The sequence below is a fragment of the Pseudomonas sp. AC070 genome (genome assembly GCF_979258635.1).
This window is the reverse complement of the sequence record NZ_OZ409871.1, coordinates 4,483,642-4,503,879: the sequence shown is the minus strand read 5'-3', so window position 1 is coordinate 4,503,879 and position 20,238 is coordinate 4,483,642. Positions and strand designations below refer to the sequence as shown.

16 protein-coding genes, 1 other RNA gene and 2 pseudogenes are annotated in these 20,238 nt (G+C 60.3%); 13 read left to right on the top strand and 6 right to left on the bottom strand.

Annotation, left to right across the window (positions count from 1 at the left end; genetic code table 11):
- Positions 1–6 precede the first annotated feature (6 nt).
- The 5 genes from ACZZ0Q_RS20145 to ACZZ0Q_RS20125 all read left to right on the top strand — a co-directional run bounded on the left by ACZZ0Q_RS20145 (position 7) and on the right by ACZZ0Q_RS20125 (position 5,272).
- Positions 7–915 carry a LysR substrate-binding domain-containing protein gene (locus tag ACZZ0Q_RS20145; protein ID WP_463541029.1) on the top strand — a complete coding sequence of 303 codons (909 nt, stop codon included), beginning with the start codon at positions 7–9 and terminating at the stop codon, positions 913–915.
- Positions 912–1,832, top strand: coding sequence for an ABC transporter ATP-binding protein (locus ACZZ0Q_RS20140; protein ID WP_463541030.1), 921 nt, complete (start codon positions 912–914; stop codon positions 1,830–1,832). The genes ACZZ0Q_RS20145 and ACZZ0Q_RS20140 overlap by 4 nt, the downstream gene beginning before the upstream one ends.
- The gene (locus ACZZ0Q_RS20135; protein WP_463541031.1) at positions 1,829–2,590 is read left to right on the top strand and encodes an ABC transporter permease; all 762 of its coding nucleotides are present in this window, start codon (positions 1,829–1,831) and stop codon (positions 2,588–2,590) included. The genes ACZZ0Q_RS20140 and ACZZ0Q_RS20135 overlap by 4 nt, the downstream gene beginning before the upstream one ends.
- A gap of 329 nt (positions 2,591–2,919) precedes the next feature.
- Positions 2,920–3,837: a LysR family transcriptional regulator gene (locus ACZZ0Q_RS20130; protein ID WP_463541032.1), complete on the top strand. Its 918-nt coding sequence runs from the start codon at positions 2,920–2,922 to the stop codon at positions 3,835–3,837.
- Positions 3,838–3,850: 13 nt separating this feature from the next.
- Positions 3,851–5,272, top strand: a complete 1,422-nt coding sequence (locus ACZZ0Q_RS20125; protein ID WP_463541033.1) for a mechanosensitive ion channel domain-containing protein — start codon at positions 3,851–3,853, stop codon at positions 5,270–5,272.
- 72 nt (positions 5,273–5,344) lie between these two features.
- Here ACZZ0Q_RS20125 and ACZZ0Q_RS20120 read toward each other — a convergent pair whose 3' ends face one another.
- Positions 5,345–6,361 carry an alpha/beta hydrolase gene (locus ACZZ0Q_RS20120; RefSeq protein ID WP_463541034.1) on the bottom strand — a complete coding sequence of 339 codons (1,017 nt, stop codon included), beginning with the start codon at positions 6,359–6,361 and terminating at the stop codon, positions 5,345–5,347.
- Between the two features lie 260 nt (positions 6,362–6,621).
- Here ACZZ0Q_RS20120 and ACZZ0Q_RS20115 point away from each other — a divergent pair, with 260 nt between their 5' ends.
- The 4 genes and pseudogenes from ACZZ0Q_RS20115 (at position 6,622) to ACZZ0Q_RS20100 (ending at position 8,440) form a co-directional block, all read left to right on the top strand.
- Positions 6,622–6,834, top strand: a complete 213-nt coding sequence (locus ACZZ0Q_RS20115) for a hypothetical protein (RefSeq protein WP_463541035.1) — start codon at positions 6,622–6,624, stop codon at positions 6,832–6,834.
- A gap of 223 nt (positions 6,835–7,057) precedes the next feature.
- Positions 7,058–7,162, top strand: a pseudogene (locus tag ACZZ0Q_RS20110) (hypothetical protein); the annotation flags it as partial.
- A 98-nt stretch (positions 7,163–7,260) separates the two neighbouring features.
- Positions 7,261–7,782, top strand: a complete 522-nt coding sequence (locus ACZZ0Q_RS20105; RefSeq protein ID WP_463541036.1) for an oxidoreductase — start codon at positions 7,261–7,263, stop codon at positions 7,780–7,782.
- A gap of 64 nt (positions 7,783–7,846) precedes the next feature.
- On the top strand, positions 7,847–8,440 hold the full coding sequence (locus tag ACZZ0Q_RS20100) for a lysozyme inhibitor LprI family protein (RefSeq protein WP_463560877.1): 594 nt from the start codon (positions 7,847–7,849) through the stop codon (positions 8,438–8,440).
- Positions 8,441–8,540: 100 nt separating this feature from the next.
- On the opposite strand, the gene ACZZ0Q_RS20095 is transcribed toward ACZZ0Q_RS20100, so the two are convergent.
- Positions 8,541–9,743 (bottom strand): NAD(P)/FAD-dependent oxidoreductase, encoded by a 1,203-nt coding sequence (locus ACZZ0Q_RS20095; RefSeq protein ID WP_463541038.1) that lies wholly within the window; start codon positions 9,741–9,743, stop codon positions 8,541–8,543.
- A gap of 294 nt (positions 9,744–10,037) precedes the next feature.
- On the opposite strand from ACZZ0Q_RS20095, the gene ACZZ0Q_RS20090 reads away from it, so the two are divergent.
- Positions 10,038–10,574: an RrF2 family transcriptional regulator gene (locus tag ACZZ0Q_RS20090; RefSeq protein ID WP_463541039.1), complete on the top strand. Its 537-nt coding sequence runs from the start codon at positions 10,038–10,040 to the stop codon at positions 10,572–10,574.
- A 74-nt stretch (positions 10,575–10,648) separates the two neighbouring features.
- Here ACZZ0Q_RS20090 and ACZZ0Q_RS20085 read toward each other — a convergent pair whose 3' ends face one another.
- Entirely contained in the window at positions 10,649–10,885 is a 237-nt protein-coding gene (locus tag ACZZ0Q_RS20085) for a hypothetical protein (RefSeq protein ID WP_463541040.1), read from the bottom strand.
- 341 nt (positions 10,886–11,226) lie between these two features.
- Between ACZZ0Q_RS20085 and mqo the strand changes: the two are divergent.
- Positions 11,227–12,876: pseudogene (gene mqo, locus ACZZ0Q_RS20080) on the top strand (malate dehydrogenase (quinone)).
- A gap of 39 nt (positions 12,877–12,915) precedes the next feature.
- The gene (locus ACZZ0Q_RS20075; protein ID WP_463541041.1) at positions 12,916–13,203 is read left to right on the top strand and encodes a hypothetical protein; all 288 of its coding nucleotides are present in this window, start codon (positions 12,916–12,918) and stop codon (positions 13,201–13,203) included.
- A gap of 94 nt (positions 13,204–13,297) precedes the next feature.
- Here the strand turns inward: ACZZ0Q_RS20075 and ssrA are convergent.
- Positions 13,298–13,685: a transfer-messenger RNA gene (ssrA, locus tag ACZZ0Q_RS20070) on the bottom strand.
- Positions 13,686–13,839: 154 nt separating this feature from the next.
- On the opposite strand from ssrA, the gene ACZZ0Q_RS20065 reads away from it, so the two are divergent.
- Positions 13,840–16,764, top strand: coding sequence for a response regulator (locus tag ACZZ0Q_RS20065; RefSeq protein ID WP_463541042.1), 2,925 nt, complete (start codon positions 13,840–13,842; stop codon positions 16,762–16,764).
- A gap of 88 nt (positions 16,765–16,852) precedes the next feature.
- On the opposite strand, the gene ACZZ0Q_RS20060 is transcribed toward ACZZ0Q_RS20065, so the two are convergent.
- Positions 16,853–17,161, bottom strand: coding sequence for a hypothetical protein (locus tag ACZZ0Q_RS20060; protein ID WP_122493087.1), 309 nt, complete (start codon positions 17,159–17,161; stop codon positions 16,853–16,855).
- 249 nt (positions 17,162–17,410) lie between these two features.
- Entirely contained in the window at positions 17,411–20,227 is a 2,817-nt protein-coding gene (locus ACZZ0Q_RS20055; RefSeq protein WP_463541043.1) for an FAD-binding and (Fe-S)-binding domain-containing protein, read from the bottom strand.
- Between the last annotated feature and the right edge of the window lie 11 nt (positions 20,228–20,238).

Below are 20,238 nucleotides of genomic sequence, written 5' to 3'. Positions count from 1 at the left end.
CCACTCATGAACCGCATAGACCTTCGCCGCGTAGACCTCAACCTGCTGATCGTTTTCGAAATGATGATGATCGAGCGCAATGTCAGCCGCGCGGCGGAGCGTTTGTTTTTGGGCCAACCGGCAGTGAGCGCCGCCCTCGGCCGCCTGCGCACCTTGTACAACGATCCGCTGTTCGTGCGCGTGGGCCGCAGCATGGAACCTACGCCGCGCGCCATTGAGCTGGAGGGCTTGTTGCGTCCGGCGCTGGACACCATCTCCTCGGCCATCGGCCAAAGCGTGGAATTCGACCCCTGCACCAGCCGCGAAGTGTTTCGCATCGGTTTGAGCGATGACGTCGAGCTGGGTTTGTTGCCGCAACTGATGCGTGTGCTCAGCGTTGAGGCGCCGCACATCACCCTGGTGGTTCGCCGCACGCACTATTTGTCGATTTGCAATCAACTGTCAGCCGGCGAAATTTCGCTGGGCATCTGCTACACCGGCGACTTGCCTGCCAATGCCAAATGCAAAACCCTGCGCCGCAGCCGTTCGGTAATGGTGCGCGGCGATATCGAAGACACGCCCATGACCATGGACGACTATTGCGACCGCCCCCACGCACTCGTGACCTTCGCCGGTGACCTCAGCGGTTTTATCGATGAGGAACTGGCCAAGCGCGGACGCAGCCGTCAGGTGAAATTGGCGGTGCCGCAGTTCTACGGTTTGAGCCAGTTGTTGCCCGGTACGCGTATGGTCGCCACGGTGCCGGATTATGCCGCCGCCGCGCTGACCTCCAACGGCGGTTTGCGCGTCGACGAACTGCCCTTCGAGGCGCCGGTTTATGATCTGTCCATGGCCTGGGGCGCAACCCAGGATATGGACCCTGCGCAACGCTGGTTGCGCAGCAAAATTACTGAATGCCTGGGTGATTCTGCATGAGCAGCGCTATATCCCTTCGGGGCTTGGAAAAGACCTACGCCAACGGCTTTCAAGCCTTGCGCGGGGTCGATCTGGAAATTCAACACGGTGAAATTTTCGCCTTGCTGGGGCCAAACGGCGCTGGCAAGTCGACCTTGATCGGCGCCATTTGCGGCCTGGTCAAACCCACCGGTGGCAGCATTTTCATCGACGGCCTGGAACTACCCCGCCAATACCGCGAGGCGCGCGCCAAGGTCGGTTTGGTGCCGCAGGAAATGGTCAACGAAGGCTTTGAAAGCGTGCTGTCGAGCGTGCGCTTCAGCCGCGGTTTATTCGGCAAGCCTCCCGCGCCCGAACTGCTCGAACAAATTTTGCGCGACCTGTCGCTGTGGAACAAACGCGACGACGCCACCATGACGTTATCGGGCGGCATGCGTCGCCGGGTAATGATCGCCAAGGCGCTGGCCCATGAGCCGCAGGTGTTGTTCCTCGACGAGCCCACCGCCGGCGTCGACGTGGAATTGCGCCGCGACATGTGGACCATGGTGCGCCGCCTGCGCGACCGTGGCGTGACCATCGTGCTGACCACTCACTACCTTGAAGAAGCCGAAGAAATGGCCGACCGCGTGGGGGTGATCAGCGACGGGCGTTTGCTGCTGGTGGAAAACAAAACCGATTTGATGGCGCGCCTGGGCCGTCGTCAATTGCGTCTGCAATTGCAGCAGCCCCTGACAGAACTGCCGGCAGACCTGGCCGGTTTCCCGGTGGAATTAGCCGACCAGGGCCGCGAATTGGTCCTCGATGTCGCGCGCAACAACCAAGGCATCGCCGACTTCCTGCGCCGTCTGGCCGCCAACGATATCGACTTCAAAGACCTGCACACCTCAGAAAGCTCGCTTGAGGACATCTTTGTCGAATTGCTGAGAAAACCCGCATGAATTTCTACTCCATCTACGCCATCTTCCGCTTCGAAATGGCGCGCTCTGCCCGCACCCTGATGCAAAGCCTGGCGGCGCCGGTATTGGCCACCGCGTTGTATTTCGTGGTGTTCGGTTCGGCCATCGGTTCGCGCATGGCGGAAATCGGCAGCATTCCCTACGGCAGCTTTATCGTGCCCGGCCTGACGTTGCTGGCAGTGTTGACGCAAAGCGTCTCCAACGCCGCTTTTGGCATTTACATGCCGCGCTATTCCGGCGCGATTTACGAGATTTTGTCGGCGCCGCTGTCGCCCACCGAAATCGTGTTCGGCTATGTCGGCGCGGCGGTGGTCAAGTCGATGGTGCTGGCCGGCGCCATTCTGATTACCGCGCGCGTATTCGTGCCGTATGAAGTGGCGCATCCGTTCTGGGCGTTTGGCATTTTGCTGCTGTGCGCGGTGTCGTTCAGCATGCTCGGCTTTATCGTCGGGTTGTGCGTCGACGGCTGGGACAAACTGGAAGTGGTGCCCTCGCTGGTCATCACGCCGCTGACCTTTCTCGGCGGCAGTTTCTACTCGCTGAACATGCTGCCGCCCACCTGGCAGACCATCAGCCTGTTCAACCCGGTGGTCTATCTGGTTGACGCCTTTCGCTGGGCGTTCTTCGACATCACCGAATTCAACCCAATGGTCGACATCGCGTTTTTGCTCGGCTTTTTGCTGGTGTGCATCGTTATTGTTGGGCAGATATTCCGTACGGGTTATCGGCTGCAACATTGAGAAGGTACGCTCGACAGGTAGCCACTCACGTGTACCTACGTGGCACCGCCGCCTCCGTGACAATGACCGCGTACCACCACCTAACACCGTCACCCCCGCGCAGGCGGGGGTCCAGGCGCGGTGATTGACCGATTCACTCCGAACCGCTGCTCGCAGCTTTGTATAAATGACGTCGGGGCTGTGCATGTGCCACGCCGTCGCACCCCACCTGTGAGCCACCTCCCGCAAATTCCTTCCCCAGGTCAGCACCAAAATCCTATCCTTGTGCGCTAACCGGCGGTAACGATGCCGGTTTGTTTGTCGCCTCGTTCTGAGGACAAGGAGTACCCGTGGGGCCCGACGCTACTAATTTTGACTGGAACGACATTCCGCTCCTGCTGGCCTTGGCGCGCGAGGGCAGCATGAGCGCGGCCGGGCGCACCTTGGGTATCGACCCGTCGACCATGAGCCGGCGTCTGGCCGCAGCGGAGGCGGCGTTGCAGCGCCGGCTGTTTATCCGCGACAACTCCGGTTACCACGCCACCGAAGCCGGCACGGTGTTTCTCACCTATGCCGAGCGCGTGCTGGGTGATGTGAAAAGCATGCTGCTTGACACCTGCAGCGAGGCCGACGGGGTGGCCGGGCCGGTGCGCATCACCTCTATTGATTTCCTGTTTAGCCATTGGCTGGTCGAACACATGCCAGCGCTGATGGAATGCCATCCGCAGCTGCAGCTGCAATTGTTGGTGGCCAACCAAGCGCTGTCGTTCACCCGTCGCGAAGCAGACTTCGCCTTGCGCCTGGCGCGCCCGCACGATGACGCTGCCTTGGTAATGCGCAAAATCGGCGAGCTGGGTTTTGCCGTGTATGGCGCCGAGCGTTTCGCCGACATTCCCCGCGACCTCTGGTGCGAGCAACCGTGGCTGGCCTACGGCGAAGAATTGTCGGAGATGGCGGAGATGCGCTGGCTGCGCGACATCGCCCCGCTGGCCCACTACCCCCTGCGGGTCAGTAGCGTGAGCACGTTGGTCAATGCCTGCGAAACCGGTTTGGGCCTGGCGTTGTTGCCGTGCTTGTTGGGGGATCGCATTGGCTTGCGCCGCCTCAGCGATGACGTGGAAGTGCACCGCGAAGTCTGGCTGCTGAGCCACCGTGACGCCGGGCGTATCGGCCGTTTTCAGGCGGTGGCCAACTGGTTGAAAGACGTGTTCGAAAAAGACGCTGTACGCTTGCGCGGTGAATGTCGCGCGCCGGCGCCGCCCCTTTGAATCAGGAAGACCCATGCTCGAGCTGATCAACAGTCATCTGCTGCTAATTGCCGCCGCCTTGCTGCTGGTGGACATCGCCGCCTGGCGGCTGCTGCCGGCCGACGCCAAGCTCTGGCGCGTGGTGCTTCGTGTGGTGTTTTTCCTCACCTACAGCCTGGTGATTGTTGAAGCCGGACTCAGCCCGTTGTTGCCGCCGCCCTGGCAAACGCCAGCGCTGAATATGCTCGGTTCGGTATTGGGCATCGCCTGGTGGCTGATGCTCGCGCGCGCCGGCACGGTGCTGATGGGCGTGGTGCTGATGCCGCGCAGCGGCCATACCGGACGGCTGTTGCAAGACGTGCTCGGTGCGCTGATTTTCCTGCTCGCCGCCGTGGCCGCAGCGGCGTATGTGATGCAGCTGCCGGTCAAGGGCTTGCTCGCCACGTCGGGCATTGTCGCCATCGTGGTCGGCTTGGCGTTGCAGAGCACCTTGAGCGATGTGTTCTCCGGCATCGTGCTGAACACCACCAAGCCGTATCGCCTGGATGACTGGATCAGCATCGACGGCGTTGAAGGCCAGGTGACCGAGATCGACTGGCGCGCCACCTACCTGCGCACCGCCCAAGGCAGCACCGTGGTGATTCCTAACTCAGTGGCGGCGAAAGCCAAGGTGATCAACCTCAATCGCGCCGCCAACGTGCAGGGCGTGTCCATCAGCATTAGCGTGCCGGCCGCGGTGCGCCCGCGCGTGGTCATCGAGGCGCTGGAAAAAACCTTGCAGGGCGTCAGTGCCCTGCTGGCTAAACCACCGGGTCGCGTGTCGGTAAAAGGCTCGGACCTGGAGGCAGTGGAATACGAAGCCAGCGGCTTTATCGCCGCCGGCAACAACAGCGCCGAAGCGCGCAACCTGATGTTCGACCTGGCCCATCGGCACCTCGAAGCGGCCGGTGTTCAACGCGGCAGCGAAGCACCGGTCAGCCGTATGCGCGGCGTATTGGATGACGTGAAGATTTTCCGCTCCCTGAGCAACGAGCAAAAAGACGAACTCGCCCAGCACATGCAGGGGCAACGCTATGTGGCCGGGCAAGTGGTGCTGGAATACGAGGAAGTGGCCGAGCATTTGATGGTGATTGGCACTGGCGTGGTGTCGGCATCGGTGCCTGGCAGCGGCGGTGTTTTTGTCGAGGCCGGACGCATGGGGCCGGGTGAGATTCTCGGGGAAGAAGGCATCACCGACGCGGTGCCGTCTCACGGTCGGTTCACGGCACTCAGTTCGGCCATGATTTATCTCATCGAAAAAGAGCACATTCAGCATTGCCTGCAAGAAAGCACTGAGGTGTCGAGCGCCTTGACGAAGCTTCACGCTTTCCGCATGAGCGCCACCGATTCGTTGTTGTTGCAAAAGCCGGCAGAAGTGAAGAAGGGCAAATTCCTCAGCTGGTTGCAGCGCTCTTAGTCGCACGTTTCGCACGCACAAAAAAGCCGCCAACGTTTTCGCGTCGGCGGCTTTTTGGTTTACGGCGTTGGGTTATTGCAGGTGTTTTTTCAGTTCGCCACCGGCTTGCAACATCGCCGATTTCGCGCCGCTGATATGGGCCAGCGGGTTGAGCAGACCAAAGTCGTGGATCATGCCGTTGTAGCGGGTGGTGGTTACTTCCACGCCTGCTGCATCGAGCTTACGGCCGTACGCTTCGCCTTCATCGCGCAGCACGTCGAACTCGGCGGTTTGAATCAGGGTTGGCGGCAAGCCTTTGAGTTGGTCCAGGCTGGCACGCAGCGGCGACACGTGGATGTTGGCGCGTTCTTTGGCGTCGGTGGTGTAGTTATTCCAGAACCATTTCATCAGCGGCTTGGTGAGGAAGTGGCCTTGGGCAAATTGGTTGTACGAACCGGTTTCCAGGTTGGCATCCGTCACCGGCCACAGCAGGGCCTGGAAGCGCAGTTTCGGCGTGCCTTTTTCTTTCGCCATCAGCGCCACGGCAGCGGTCATGTTGCCGCCCACGCTATTACCGGCAACGGCCAGGCGAGTGCCGTCTACGTTAATTTCCTGACCGTGCTCAGCTACCCATTTGGTCGCTGCGTACGCTTGGTTGATGGCAGTGGGGTAGTGCGCTTCAGGCGACGGCGTGTAATCGACATACACCGCTACCGCACCGGAATTCACCACCAGATCGTGAATCAAGCGGGCGTGCGTTGGGTAATCGCCTAGCACCCAGCCGCCACCGTGGAAAAACATAAAGACCGGCAAGGTGCCGGTAACGCCGGCCGGACGAACGATAGTCAGCTTGATGCTCTGGCCGTCGGCGTTGATCACTTTGTCTTCAACCTGGGTATCGGAAAGGTCGAACTTCACCGAAGCCTGTGCGCCAGTCAGTACGGCGCGTGCATCTTTTGGCGACATCTGCTCAAGCGGTTTGCCACCACCGGCTTCCAGGGCCTGCAAAAAGGCCTGGGTGTCCTGCTCCACGCCCGGGCTGCCGGCGGCAAACGCGGCGTTGAACGATAACGTCATAGCGGCGGCGATCAGGGTTTTTTGCAGTTTCATGGTGAAGCTCCTTAAAGAATTGAGAGACCGAATTAGGTAGTGCCGTAAGGTGGGTCTGCGCTGGGTGCCAGACCGTGAGCAAATGATGGCGGCACGGCGCAAGGTCGGGAATAGACAGGGCTGCACGGGCACTTTGCAGAACTGCAAGGGCGCCGTTGCACGAACGCACGTGGGTTCTCGGCGTGACAGAAACGCAGAAGAATCTAGGGTTAAGGGGTCAAACGCCTGAAGCCGTCGACCCGTTGCAGTGAGGGGGAAGTATGCGAACCATCGTCAGTCGAGAGCCGTGGTGGGCCAAGCCGCCATTACCGGGGCAGGGAGAAATGCAGTTGGAGTGGGGGTATCTCGTGGTGTACAGCGACGGGGTCTTCGAGTTTGAGCATGTGCGCCCCAGTGATGAGGAAATTCGTCAGCGCAAAGGTTGCCGCGTGCACCATTCGGAGCGCGAGCCGAATGCCAAGTCGACCTTCTGACTGAGCGCCCTGCGCGCCTGCTTCGCGCCGCAAGACCCGCGGACTTTTAACGATTCCTTGAAGGGGCTTCTCAAGCCGCTAGGTGTTTGCTCGGTTTTGAGATCGGTGATGGTACGGCCACGTTTACCGCCGTCACCTAATCAAGGAATCGCCTCATGAACACGGCTTCTCACCTGTTTGAGCCTCTGCAACTGGGCATGCAGCAACTGCCTAACCGAATCGCATGGCGCCGATGACGCGGTCGCGCACCGACCAGCCAGGCGACGTTCCCAACCCACTGATGGCCGAGTACTACGCCCAGCGCGCCAGTGCCGGCCTAATCGTTACCGAAGCCACGCAAATAAGCCCGCAGGGCAAGGGTTACAGCTTTACTCCGGGCATCTATTTGGCTACCTCATCGATGAATTCCTGCGCACTACCTCTAACGTGCGCGACGACCAGTACTGCGGCAGCCGCGATAATCGCGTGCGGTTTCTGTATGAAGTGGCCAGCGGTATCGCCGAGGAAATTGGCGCGGCGCGTACCGGCGTTCGTATGGCGCCCTTTATCACCGCACGCGGTATGAATTGTCCCGACGTTATCCCGACCATTTTGTTGGCCGCCGAGAAACTGCAGGGCTTGGGTGTGAGTTATATCCACCTAGCCGAGGCTGATTGGGATGACGCACCGCAGGTGCCAGAAGACTTTCGTCACCAGTTGCGGGCGGTTTATCACGGGCGAGTAATTGTGGCTGGACGCTACGACCTGCAACGCGCCGAGGCCATTTTTGCTGCTGGCCTTGCGGACCTGGTTGTGTTCGGCAGAGCCTTCGTCGCCAACCCCGATTTGCCCGCACGGCTGCTCCATGGCTGGCCATTGGCAGGCTTTGACGCCACTCAGTTGTTCGGCGGTAACGAGCAGGGCTACAGCGACTACCCGCGTTATGCTGCCACGGTCGAACCGGCCTGAAATCAGCTCGGCTGGCTTTGGTATCAGGCTGCTCAATCGGGGGTCGTTTAACGGGAGGGGCATGATGAATCTGAAATTTCGAGTGTTTGGCCTGGCGCTTTTTTCGGTGCTGTGGCCGGTAAGTTACGCGAACGCGGCATCGTTCAACTGCGCCAAGGTGGTCGCCGGCAGCGTTGAAGCGTTGGTGTGTAAAACGCCCGCGCTGAGTGCGCTGGACGAGGACTTGGCGCGGGTCTACAAGCAGGCCCAAGCCAAGGCCAAAAGCGAAAAACCGCCCACTCTCAAAGCAGAGCAGCGTGGCTGGCTGAAGGCGCGTGATGAATGCTGGAAGACCGGTGACAAAAACCAGTGCCTGACCGACAGCTACCGGCGCCGCATCGCCGAGTTGCAGGCGCATTACGCGCTGGTGGCGGGTAAGGGGCCGATACGTTTTGTCTGCGATAACAAGGCCACCAACGTCGTCACCGCCACGTTTTACCCGACACAGCCTTCCACCCTGATAGCGAGCTACGGCGACAGCACCTCGTTGATGTTCGCACGCTCGATGGGCGCTAGCAGCGAGTACCAGGGCCGAAATGAATCGTTCGAACTGCATGACGACGGCGCAACGGTTGTCTGGGGCTATGAGGCGACGCCGATGCACTGCCAGAAAAACTAGAAGGTCCGTCGCGCGTGCAGGACTTCTCTTCATAGAATCCTGCACGCGCGGCAGAGCATTCGCGGGAGCAACAACGGGCTTGGTGTGCCTGTTTTCCCGCTTACGCCACCACAGGAATCAACGGATCGGCTGCCGCCAACGCCTCGGCGCGATCGGCTTTAGGCGGATAAATCCAGAAGCCGTTGATTTCACTTTTGATCCGCTTGCCTTCCTCGCGCACAAATTTCACCTCGCGTTGCCAGCCCTCGGTAAACACCGCTCCCCAAGCGCCCAAGTCCAGGCACGTAACGTACTTGACCTGGCTGTAGGCAATAGGCGCGACGCCCAGCAAGTCGGCGGCCGCGTTATTGCCGGCCGAGCGGCCCAGGGCGATGGCATGTTGGCAGGTCATCAGCGCGTGATTACCGCTGTCGTCGACCTGCGCGCAGGCCACATCGCCCGTGGCATAAACGTCGGCCTGGCCCAGCACTTTCAGGTTCCGGTCCACGTGTAAGCGGCCTTGGTTATCCCGCTCGCCCGGCACCTGTGCGGTGAGGGCGCTCGCCCGCACGCCGACGGTCCAGATGACGGTGTGGGCTTCGATACGTTGACCATCCGCGAGGGTCACGCCAGTGGCGTCTACCGAGGCGACGCTGCTGTTCAGCCGCCATTCGACACCCAGTTCTTCACACGCCTGGGCAACCAGCTGCTGGGGACCGTCGCCCATTGCGCCGCCGATTTGGCCGCCGCGATCAACCACAATCACCCGTACATCCGCATCGGCCCCGAGTGCTGCGCGCAGCCGCGCCGGCATCTCGGTCGCCGTTTCGATACCGGTAAATCCGCCACCCGCCACCACCACGGTGTTGCGCGCCGTAGAGGCAGGGCGTTGGCTCAGGGCTTTCAGGTGCTGTTCCAGCTGCATGGCGTGTTCGATTTGATCGACGTCAAACGCGTGCTCAAGCCCTGGCAGCTCCGGCCGCCACACCGTGCTACCGCTGGCCAACACCAGGCGGTCGTAAGTGAGCGTAGCGAGCACGCCTGCGCCGTCCCGGTAACCGACCTGCTTGCCGGCGACGTCAATTTCTTCCACGCTGCCCTGCACAAAGCGAACCCCGACCGCGTCGAACAGCTCGCCCAGCGGCGCAGTCATGCCGTGAACGTTGGGCTCATAGAAACGCGGGCGAATGCGCAGCTCGGCTTGCGGTGCGAGCACCGCTACTTCGGTGTCGGTGTGATGGTGTTGGTCCAGCAGACGTGCTGCGCTCAGGGCGCTCCACATACCCGCAAAGCCCGCGCCGACGATCAGAATGCGTTGTTTCATGTTCTTATCTCTTTTATGGGAAGGAAAAAGCCGCTCAAAAACGAGTACATCGATCGCCTTAGGCCCGGGCAGGCTGTCGCTCTCGTAACGCCGACTATAGTGGTCGGAGTTAAGTGCTTCAAGGGGATTTTTTAGGCTGAACGACTAGGTTTCGTTTGGTGCGTGTATTTCTTGTGTAATAACAGGGACTTGTACGGTTTGACTGGCATTCTGCGAAAGTCGAAATTTGTTTTTGGTTGATAAAATATCAAAGCGTTCGCATCATGTGTGCGACAATATTAGTCGGAGTTTAGAGTGGCTTTGTACAGCGCAGGTGTGGAGTACGGCATCCACTGCATGTTGTGGTTAGCGGACGAGAAGGGTGATAGCCGCGAGGCCAGCGTGCGTGCTTTGGCAGAATTGCAAGGCGTACCGCCGGAACTGCTCGCCAAGATTTTTACCCGGCTGGCCAAGGCCGAGTTGGTGGTTGCCACCACGGGCGTACGCGGCGGCTTCAAGCTCGCGCGCCCAGCGGACGAGATCACCATGCTCGATATCGTGCGTGCCATTGATGGCGAGAAATCCATCTTCGATTGCCGAAACGTGCGCGAGCGCTGCGCCGTGTTTGACGGTTCCCCGCCCGAATGGGCAATGGCCGGAACCTGCGGCGTTCATGCCGTCATGCTCACCGCGCAAAAGCGCATGGAGGAAGCGCTTGCGCAACAAACCGTGCTCGATATCGCCCGCCGCTTCGGCCGCAAAGCACCGCCGGAGTTTGGCGAGCAGGTGATGCGTTGGTGGGATGAGCAGCGCGACGGGAAAGCCAGTGCGCCGGCGTCTGATACCGATTAGCCAAGCACGCATCGCCGATAAAAAAACGCCCGCATTCTCACGAAGCGGGCGTTTTTGTTGCAGCGACAGAGGCGCTATTCACTGCCGGCTTGGACCTGCACATCAGTAATTTTTAGAACCTCCGCCTGTTCCAGCACCTCGGCTTCGCTTGCCTCGGCGTCAGGCATCAACAGGCTGTTTTCGGCATCCCCATGGTGCAGCTCAATAAGGTGGCGCACGGCGTCGGCCTGGCTTAGCTGTGCGTGCTCGGTATCGATGGCATACGAGCGCGGTTCGGCTTCGAAGCGGTAATGGATGGTGAATTGAGGCATGACACGTTTCCTGTGCGAGTGAGCGGATAACTAATTGACCTGGCAGTCAAGAAAATCGTTCACACCGTGTCGTTGCTCGTACCTCGCGTCGTTTCTGCAGCGATTCGCTTAGGGATTCGGCAAGCGGCGACGTGCTTTTAGTCGAATTCGCAACCTCGCGGCCGACGGTCACAGAGGTTGAACAAACTCCGAAGCCTCACCGTCGACTCTCCGACTTCTGCAGATTTCCTCGCCCGCTTCGCCGGCAGCGTGGGAAGCCGCTGCCACTTTTTAAAACCCTTAGAGGCTGTCCGCTCGACCCGTTCCCAAGCGTATGTGCCCTGATTTTTTAGAGGTGATTCATGAACACGACTTTTAAGCTGGCCTCGCTAGGGCTGTGTGTTTCGCTGGGCATGCAAAGCGCGTTGGCCGCAGAAACGAAGAAGGTGGATGTGCTGATGGTGGGCGGCGGCATCATGAGTTCGACCTTGGCGATCTGGCTAAACGAGCTGGAGCCCGGTTGGTCGATGGAAATGATCGAGCGCCTCGACGGCGTAGCCGAAGAAAGCTCGAACGGTTGGAACAACGCGGGTACCGGCCACTCGGCACTGGCCGAGTTGAACTACACGCCGATGGACGAGAACGGCAACGTCTCGATCAGCAAGGCGGTGGAGATCAACGAATCGTTCCAGATCACCCGGCAATTCCTCGCCTGGCAGGTGAAAAAAGGGGCGCTGAAAAACCCGCGTTCCTTCATCAATTCCACGCCGCATATGAGTTTTGTATGGGGTGACGACAACATAAAATTCCTGAAAAAACGCTACGAGGCGCTGCAGGCGAGCCCGCTGTTCCGGCCGATGCAATATTCCGAAGACCCGGAGCAAATCAAGCAATGGGTGCCGCTAATGATGGAAGGCCGCGACCCCAACCAGAAGCTCGCCGCCACCTGGACCCCCATCGGCACCGACGTGAACTTTGGCGAAATCACCCGCCAATTCGTCGGCCATTTGCAGAGTCAGCCTAACTTCGCGCTAAAACTGTCCACCGAAGTGCAGGACATCACTCGCAACGACGACGGCTCCTGGCACGTCGAATACAAGAACCTGAAAGACGGCAGCGAAGGCGCCACCGATACCAAATTTCTCTTCGTCGGCGCCGGTGGTGGTGCGTTGAAGCTGCTACAGAAATCCGACATACCCGAAGCTCACGAATACGGCGGCTTCCCGGTAGGCGGCTCGTTCCTGGTCACGGAAAACCCGACCATCGCCGAGCAGCACATGGCCAAGGCCTACGGCATCGCGCCGACCGGGGCGCCGCCCATGTCGGTTCCGCACCTGGACACCCGCGTACTCGACGGCAAGCGCGTGATTTTGTTCGGACCCTTCGCTACGTTCTCCACCAAATTCCTCAAAGAGGGCTCGTTCTGGGATCTGTTCAGCAGCACCACCACCGAGAACGTCTGGCCCATGACCCGTGTTGGGCTGCGTGAATTCGACTTGGTGCAGTACCTGATTGGCCAAGTGATGCAATCGGACGATGACCGTTTCGAAGCGCTGCAACAGTACTTCCCACAAGCCAAGAAAGAAGACTGGCGCTTGGTACAGGCCGGCCAGCGCGTGCAGATCATCAAGCGAGACGAAGATAAGGGTGGGGTGCTGAAACTGGGCACCGAAGTAGTCACCTCCTAGGACGGCACCATCGCCGGCCTGCTCGGTGCTTCGCCGGGCGCTTCGACTGCTGCGCCGATCATGCTTGAAGTGCTGAAAAAGTCCTTCAAAGACCAAGTGGAAACGCCTGCATGGCAGGAAAAGCTGCACCAGATTATTCCCAGCTACGGCACTCATCTGAACGACAGCCCCGAACGTGTCGAGCAAGAATGGGCCTACACCAGCGAATTGCTGCAACTGGCGCCGCCACCCGGCATCAACAAAGAAAAAGTGCCGCAGCCCACGGGACCGGTGGGGGAGCCGGGAGAGACGCACGAGAATCAAGACCCGGACTTAAACCCTTGAAGAGATCGAAACACATGAGGCATGAGAAGGACGACGCCCATGAGTGAAACCGAACGCGCGAAGGAAATGGCAGCCTGGCGATTCCTGCTTGAAGACGACGTGTATCGCCTGGGCTTCCCCGAGGATTTCCATCGAACCCTGATGACGCGCGCCGATGAGCTGCTAGCGCGCGCAGTGATCTGCGAATCGGATTGGAATCTGCTGAAAGATGCCGCGGACCAAGCTTATAAACGCACCTGCGACGGGCTTGAGCGCAACGAAAAGGACTGCGTCAATGTGGCTTCGCTGCGATTGCCTGAGGGGTGCAGCGACGTTTGCGCTAAATAGACGGTTCAGCGTCGTAGCGGTTGGAGCGGCAACTTCGTTAGTCCACCGCCCAAAGAAAAACCCCGAAGGTTTGCGCCTTCGGGGTTTCCGTATTTGGTGGAGCCGGGGGGATTTGAACCCCCGTCCGCCAGTCCGCTGCTGTCGGTTCTACATGCTTAGCCGTGTCTATTGAGTTAACCCTCAGCCGCCCGACGGGCAGGGTGCTTTGGGCGAGTTGTGTAAGTTTTAGCCGTTTCGTCCACAACGTACTACGCGGCGATTCTGTTCTATATGACAATCATTTTGGGTTTACAGACATCCCCTCATGATTGCTGGAGCCGAAGCTACCAGAAGTGCGACTAGGCTGCTTACGCAGCTAGTTGGGCACCGTAATTGTCATCATTGGCAATTATAGAGTTTTGCAACAGTGGATTTACGAGTTCTGTTACCAACTCGGCATGCCCCTCAAGTTTTGTAACCGGCGTCGAATCCTAATCGGCCCCAAAACCTATCGTGGTTAACGATTGGGACCGGCAGTCTACTGCAAAGGTTCCAGCGCGTCGACCAGCTTGCCGTACGCCATCGGCGCCAACAGGCTATAAGATTAGGCTCATAAGTATTCTGTCGTAACGTGCAGTTATTGCTGAGACCTGCCCTATGCCGTGTAGCCCGCGTTACCCCTTGCGCCAATGGATTTGGCGCGCGTTTTTGCAAAGTGCGTTGATTCCTCTGGTGCTGGTGGAGTCGGTGCTGATTGCCGTGTACCTGCTCACCAACACAGCCATTCGCGACACCCAGTTGGACTACCTGCAACAGCGCGCCGCTCAGGATTTAACCGGTGCGGTGCAGCGCGAGGGTGAGATTATCGGCCGACGCCTCGAGGGCTTGGAGGCGCAGACGAAAATCTACCAGGCCGCCACCACCCGCGCGTTATCTGATCCCACCTATCAGCCGGATGCAGTGGAGCGTTCGCGCTATTCCACAACGCCAGACGGCGTGCATTACAGCCACCGCGACGAGGGCCGCGCCGCGTCGTTCTATTCCAATGCCACACCGGTGGAAAAACAGGACCACGACAAAGTGCTGCGCCTGTCCCGCGTGGACGAGTTGATGCGCTGGATACGCGACGCCAACCCGCTGGTGTCAGCGCTGTATTTCAACAGTTGGGACAGCTACAACCGCATCTACCCGTTCTTCATGACGCCGGATCGCTATGCCCACGACATGGTCATCCCCGATTACAACTTCTATTACCTGGCCGACGCCAAGCACAACCCCGAGCGCAAGGTGGTGTGGACCGACGTGTATCTCGACCCCGCCGGCCAGGGCTGGATGATGTCGGCAGTGGCGCCGGTGTACCGTGACAATTTTCTTGAAGGTGTGGTCGGGCTCGACATCACGGTCGGCCAGATGGTCAGCGAAATCGGCAACCTGCAAGTGCCCTGGCATGGCTATGCCGTGCTGGTCAGCCGCGATCAGAAAGTCATCGCCTTGCCCGCTGCCGGCGAGCAGGATTTTGGCCTTAACGAACTGACCGAATACAGCTACGCCGAAGCGGTGCGGCGCGAGGTGCTCAAGCCCGACGACTTCAACCTGAAAGACCGCCGCGATTTGCAGCCGTTGCTGCAAGCCATGACCGCCAGCCGCAGCGATGTGAAAGAAGTGATGCTGGGCGGCCGTAAGCAGCTGGTGGCCTGGAGCGAAATTCCGCAAACCGGCTGGCGTTTGATGGTTGTGGTGGATGAAGCAAACATCTTCCAGGCCACCGAAAATCTGGCCGAGCGCTACCAGCAGATTGGCTACCTGCTGATCGCCGGTCTGGTGTTTTTCTACCTGCTGTTCTTCGCCTGGATGTGGCGCCGCTCGCGGCTGCTGACGGCCAAATTGGCCAAGCCCATGGCGGACGTGGTGGACATGATGGGCGAGCTGGGAAAAGGCAATTACAAGCCGCAGTCCACCGACATCGAGATCGACGAACTGGCCTACATGGCCGAGGCGGCTCAGCAGACCGGGCAGCAACTTCAGGCCAGCGAAGACGAGCGCTTCAAAGCCCAAGCCCAGCTGGAGTTGGTGCTCGAAAGCACCACCGAAAGCCTGTGGGAAGTTGAAGCGCGGAGCATGACCATTACCGTGCGCGGGCGGGGCGTGAAGCGTTACGGTCTGAATATCCAGTGCCTGACATTTGCCGAGTTCAACCAGCGCGTGCACCCCGACGATCTCGACCGCTTGCGTCAGCTACGTTTCGGTTTTGCCGACAGCACCGAAGACACCTTCGAGGCGCAATATCGCTTCGCCGACGCCGAGGGCAATTACGTCTGGCTGCTCAGTCGCGGCAAAGTGCTGGAACGCGATGCGCAAGGTCGACCCATGCGCGTGGCAGGCACTCACGTAGATATTTCCGGGCTCAAACAAGTGCAGGAAGACTTGCGCCGCACCAGCCTCGAAGCGCAGGAAGCCAGCCAGGCCAAGAGCCGTTTTCTGTCGAGCATGAGTCACGAGTTGCGCACACCGCTCAACGCGATTTACGGCTTTGCGCAGTTGATCGAGTTGGATGCCCAGGAGCAGCCCGGCGCCGAACAGCAGGCCGACTATGCCCGCGAGATCGTTAACGCCAGTCGCCATTTAACCTCGCTGGTGGAAGACATCCTCGACCTCTCCAGCATCGAAAGCCGGCGCCAGCAACTGCAGTTTTCCTCTGTCGACGTGGCGGAGCTGCTGCGCAGTTGTGCCGAGTTGGTGCAGCCGGAAGCCTCTCAACGTGGCCAGCAGTTGCAGGTGATGGCGTCGGAACAGTCCGGCATGTACGTCTGGGCCGATGTCCGTCGGGTGCGGCAGGTGATGCTCAACCTGCTGTCCAACGCGATCAAATACAACAGCCCGCAAGGCATGGTCAGCCTCGGGTACGAAGTGCGGGCCAGTGGCATTCGTCTATGGGTACAGGACACCGGGCCGGGGCTGACGGAAGAACAACAGAGTCGACTGTTTCAGCCGTTTCAGCGTCTGGGTTGGGAAAACTCGACCATCCCCGGCGCCGGCATCGGCTTGGTGCTGAGCCGCGAATTGGCGGAATTGATGGACGGTGAGCTGGGGTTGATGAGCACGCCCGGCATTGGCAGCCGTTTCTGGATCGACCTGCCTAGCGCCGCCGCACCGGAAACCAGCACACCGTCGGACGCCGCAGCCGCGAAGGAAAGCAAGGAATTGGCGGCCGTGATGTGTGTGGAAGATCACCCGGCGTGCATGCGGGTATTGCAGGAGGGCCTGCGAGGAATGGCGGACGTGCGGGGTGCCGCGTCCATACAGCGCGCGTACGCCATGCTCGAAAGTTTCACGCCGGACCTGGTGCTGCTCGACCTCGACCTGCCCGACGGCGATGGCCTGCATATTCTCGACCTGCTGCGCCGCACCCCGCACCTCAGCGATGTGCCGGTGCTGGTGGTGAGCGCCGCTGCCGACGAAGACGTGTTCGCCGACGCCCTGCGCCGTGGCGCGCAAGACTGCCTGGCCAAACCCGTGGACTTGCAAGAGCTGCGGCAAGTGGCGATGAAGCTCTTGGTGGAAGTGGTGGTGATTGATCAGTAGGGCGACGCAAGACGCATGACGGCGACGAAACTCCGTCCAAAAAAAAGCCGGCACACCGCCGGCTTTTCATTTACGCGAAAACGGACAATCAGCTACCGCCGCTGCCGCCACCGCTGTCGCCGCTGCCTTCGGTATTCGGCGCTTCGAGGCGTTGCACGGCCATGGCCGAGGCTTCTACGCATTTCTTCTCATCGCCAGCGGCTTTCGCTTGCTTGGCGGAGGTTTGCAGTTCCATCACTTGAGTCTTCAGCGACTCGCTCATCGTGGCCTGCTTGGTGGTCAGGGTGTCCTGGATTTTCTGCAGGTTGGCTTCGCACAGGTCGGCGGCGAAAACAGGTGATGCCATCAGAGTCGCGGACAGTAGTGCCGCTGGGTACAGCAAGGCGGTGCGCTTCATGGTGAATCTCCTTCTCGTGGCTGCAGCTCTCGTCCAGAACCCCGGGTTGGGGCTCGCGGAGCCGTGAGGGGGCGAGACTGTCAAAACCCGCTTTATCAGCGGGCGTATACAGATGGACTTGCACCTAAACGAAGCGGTTCAGTGTTTTTTCCAGCCTTTTCCCGCGCGACTTTTGTAGGAGCGGCTTCAGCCGCGATTGGCCCGCTGCACTGATGCCGTCCTGCTCGCACTGAATCCCAACCACCAACCCTACGCCGACGGCACCCGCGGCTGCGTCACCCGATCCACCAGATAAACCAGGCTGTGGTAGTCGATGCCGCTATGTTGGCTCAGACCGATTTCACAGGTGCGGCTGGTGGAAATGCCTTCGTCGCAGTGCTGCACGGCGTCTTTCAAGCTGCGCAAGGCATGGGCGTTTAGTTGTGGCGTGGTGAAGCCCTTGTCGCCGGCGAACCCACAGCAATGAATGCCTTCGGGCACCACCACGTGTTTGCTGCACAGGCGCGCCAGGTCGATCAGTGCCTGGCTTTCGCCGAGGTGTTGGGTGCTGCACGTTACGTGTACGGCGATGGGCGCGTCCTGCGGGATGAACGTCAACTTGTCGAGCAAGTGGGTGCGGATGAAGCGCACCGGGTCGTAGAGGTCCAGCCGCTGTTCGCCCAAGTCTTGCACCAGTCGAAGCGTGCACGGGCTGGTGTCGCAATAGATCGGGTCGAGCCCGCCACGGCTGGCTTCAAGCAGGGCGTTGATCAGTTCCTGGCGTTTGGCGTCTGCCTGCTCGTTGTAGCCTTTCGAGGCGAAAGGCTGGCCGCAGCAGAGGTTGTCCAGATTGCTCGGAAACACCACTTGATAGCCGGCTTTCTCCAGCAAACTTTGGGTTTTGCCGAACAGCGACTGTTGTTCCCGATCCCCCGCCGCTGGCCCCATTGCGCGGGAAGCGCAGGCCGCCAGGTACACCACGCGCGGCCTTGCATCTTCTACCGGCGGGGTGAAGCGAACCGCCCGTTCGGGTTGCGGCATGGCCGGCGACCACTGCGGAACGCGCTGTTTCGAGGCCTTGCTAAACCACGCCGAAACCTTCGCCAGGCGTGGCGCGCCGAGTAGCATGCGAGCGCCGTTGGCGACGTGAAGGGTGAAGCGTGCGCCTTGTAAGGCGGTGTGAAAATTGTTGCTCAGCCAGTCGGCGGCTTTGCCCTGATCGGCGCTTTGCGCGCGGAGTTTTTTCACCAGCTCGCCGGTGTTGATCCCGACCGGACAGCGCTGCGCACAGAGGCCGGTGGCGGCGCAGGTGTCGATGCCTTGGTAATGGAAGTCGCGCTCCAGGTCGGTGGTGTCGAGGCCAGCCCGTTGCTTGGCTTGAATGTCGCGCCAGATCACGATGCGTTGGCGCGGGCTCAGCGTCAGGCCCTTCGATGGGCACACCGGCTCGCAGAAGCCGCACTCAATGCATTTGTCGACGATCTCGTCGGCGGCCGGCAGCGGTTTCAGGTGCTTGAGGTGCACCTGCGGATCCTCGCTGAGCACCACGTCGGGGTTGAGAATGCCGCGCGGATCGAGCAGGCGTTTGAGCTGCCACATCAGTTGATACGCGTCGCTGCCCCATTCCAATTCCACGAACGGCGCCATGTTGCGGCCGGTGCCGTGTTCGGCTTTCAGCGACCCACCAAATTCCACCGCAACCAGTTGCGCCACGTCATCCATAAACGCCGAATAGCGCGCCACTTTTTCCGGGGTGTCGAAGGCCTGGGTGAAGACGAAGTGCAAATTGCCCTCCAGCGCATGGCCGAACAGGATCGCCTCGTCGTAGCGGTGCTTGTCGAACAGGGCAATCAGGCGGTTGACGCCGGTGGCCAGGTGTTCGACCGGAAAGGTCACGTCTTCGATGATCACCGTGGTGCCGGTTTCGCGCACGGCGCCGACGGCAGGGAAGGTGTCTTTGCGAATCGCCCAGAGCTGGTTGTACACCGTCGGGTCGGTGCTGAAGTCGACCTGTTTTTCCACGGGGAAGCCGGCGAGCGAGGCCATGATCAGGCCGATTTGTTCGTGCAGCAGACTGTCGCTGGCCGCGCGGGATTCGATTAGCAACGCGCACGCGCCCGCTGACAATTGGCGAACGAATGCCGGCATGCCGGCTTTGTTTTCCACCGAGCGCAGGCTGCGTCGGTCGAGCAGTTCCACCGCTGAAACCGGTTGGCTTTTCAGCACGGTCACGGCGTTGCAGCAGCTCTCTACATCGGTGAATACGATCAGCGCCGAGGCTTTGTGCGGATGGTCGATGACGGTGTCGTAGGTCACTGCGCTGATAAAGCCGAGCGTGCCTTCGGAGCCCACCAGCAGGTGAGTGAGGATGTCGAGCGGCTGGTCGTAGTCGACCAGTGCGTTGAGCGACAAACCGGTGGTGTTTTTCAGCCGGTATTTGTGCCGAATTTTCGCCGCCAGCTCGCTGTTGGCGCGGGTGCTGCGGCCCAGTTCAGCGAGTTGCTCCAACAGGGCGCCATGGGTGCCGTGAAAGGCGGCGACGCTGACCGGATCTTCGTTGTCCAGGCGCGTGCCGTCGGCTAATACCAGGCGCATGCCGGCGAGCGTGTGGTAGGTGTTTTGTGCCGTGCCGCAGCACATGCCGCTGGCGTTGTTGGCGACGATGCCGCCAATTTTGCAGGCGTTGATCGAGGCCGGATCAGGGCCGATTTTGCGCCCGAACGGCGCCAGCCAGGCGTTGGCCTGGGCGCCGATGACGCCAGGTTGCAGACGAATCTGCGCACCGTTCTGACGAATCTCACGGCCGTTCCAGTTGTCGCCCAGAACAATCAACACCGAGTCGCTGATGGCCTGGCCGGACAAGCTAGTGCCGGCCGCGCGAAAGGTGACCGGCACCTGTTCGGCGTGGGCCAATTGCAGCAGTTGCACCACTTCGTCTTCGCTTTCGACACGCACGACCAGCTTGGGAATCAGCCGATAAAAACTGGCGTCAGTGCCGAAGGCCAAGGTGGACAGCGCATCGTCGAAACGCCGTTCGCGCGGAATCAGCTGTTCTACGGCGGCGAGCAAAGCAGTGGGCAAACTCAAAGGGCAACTCC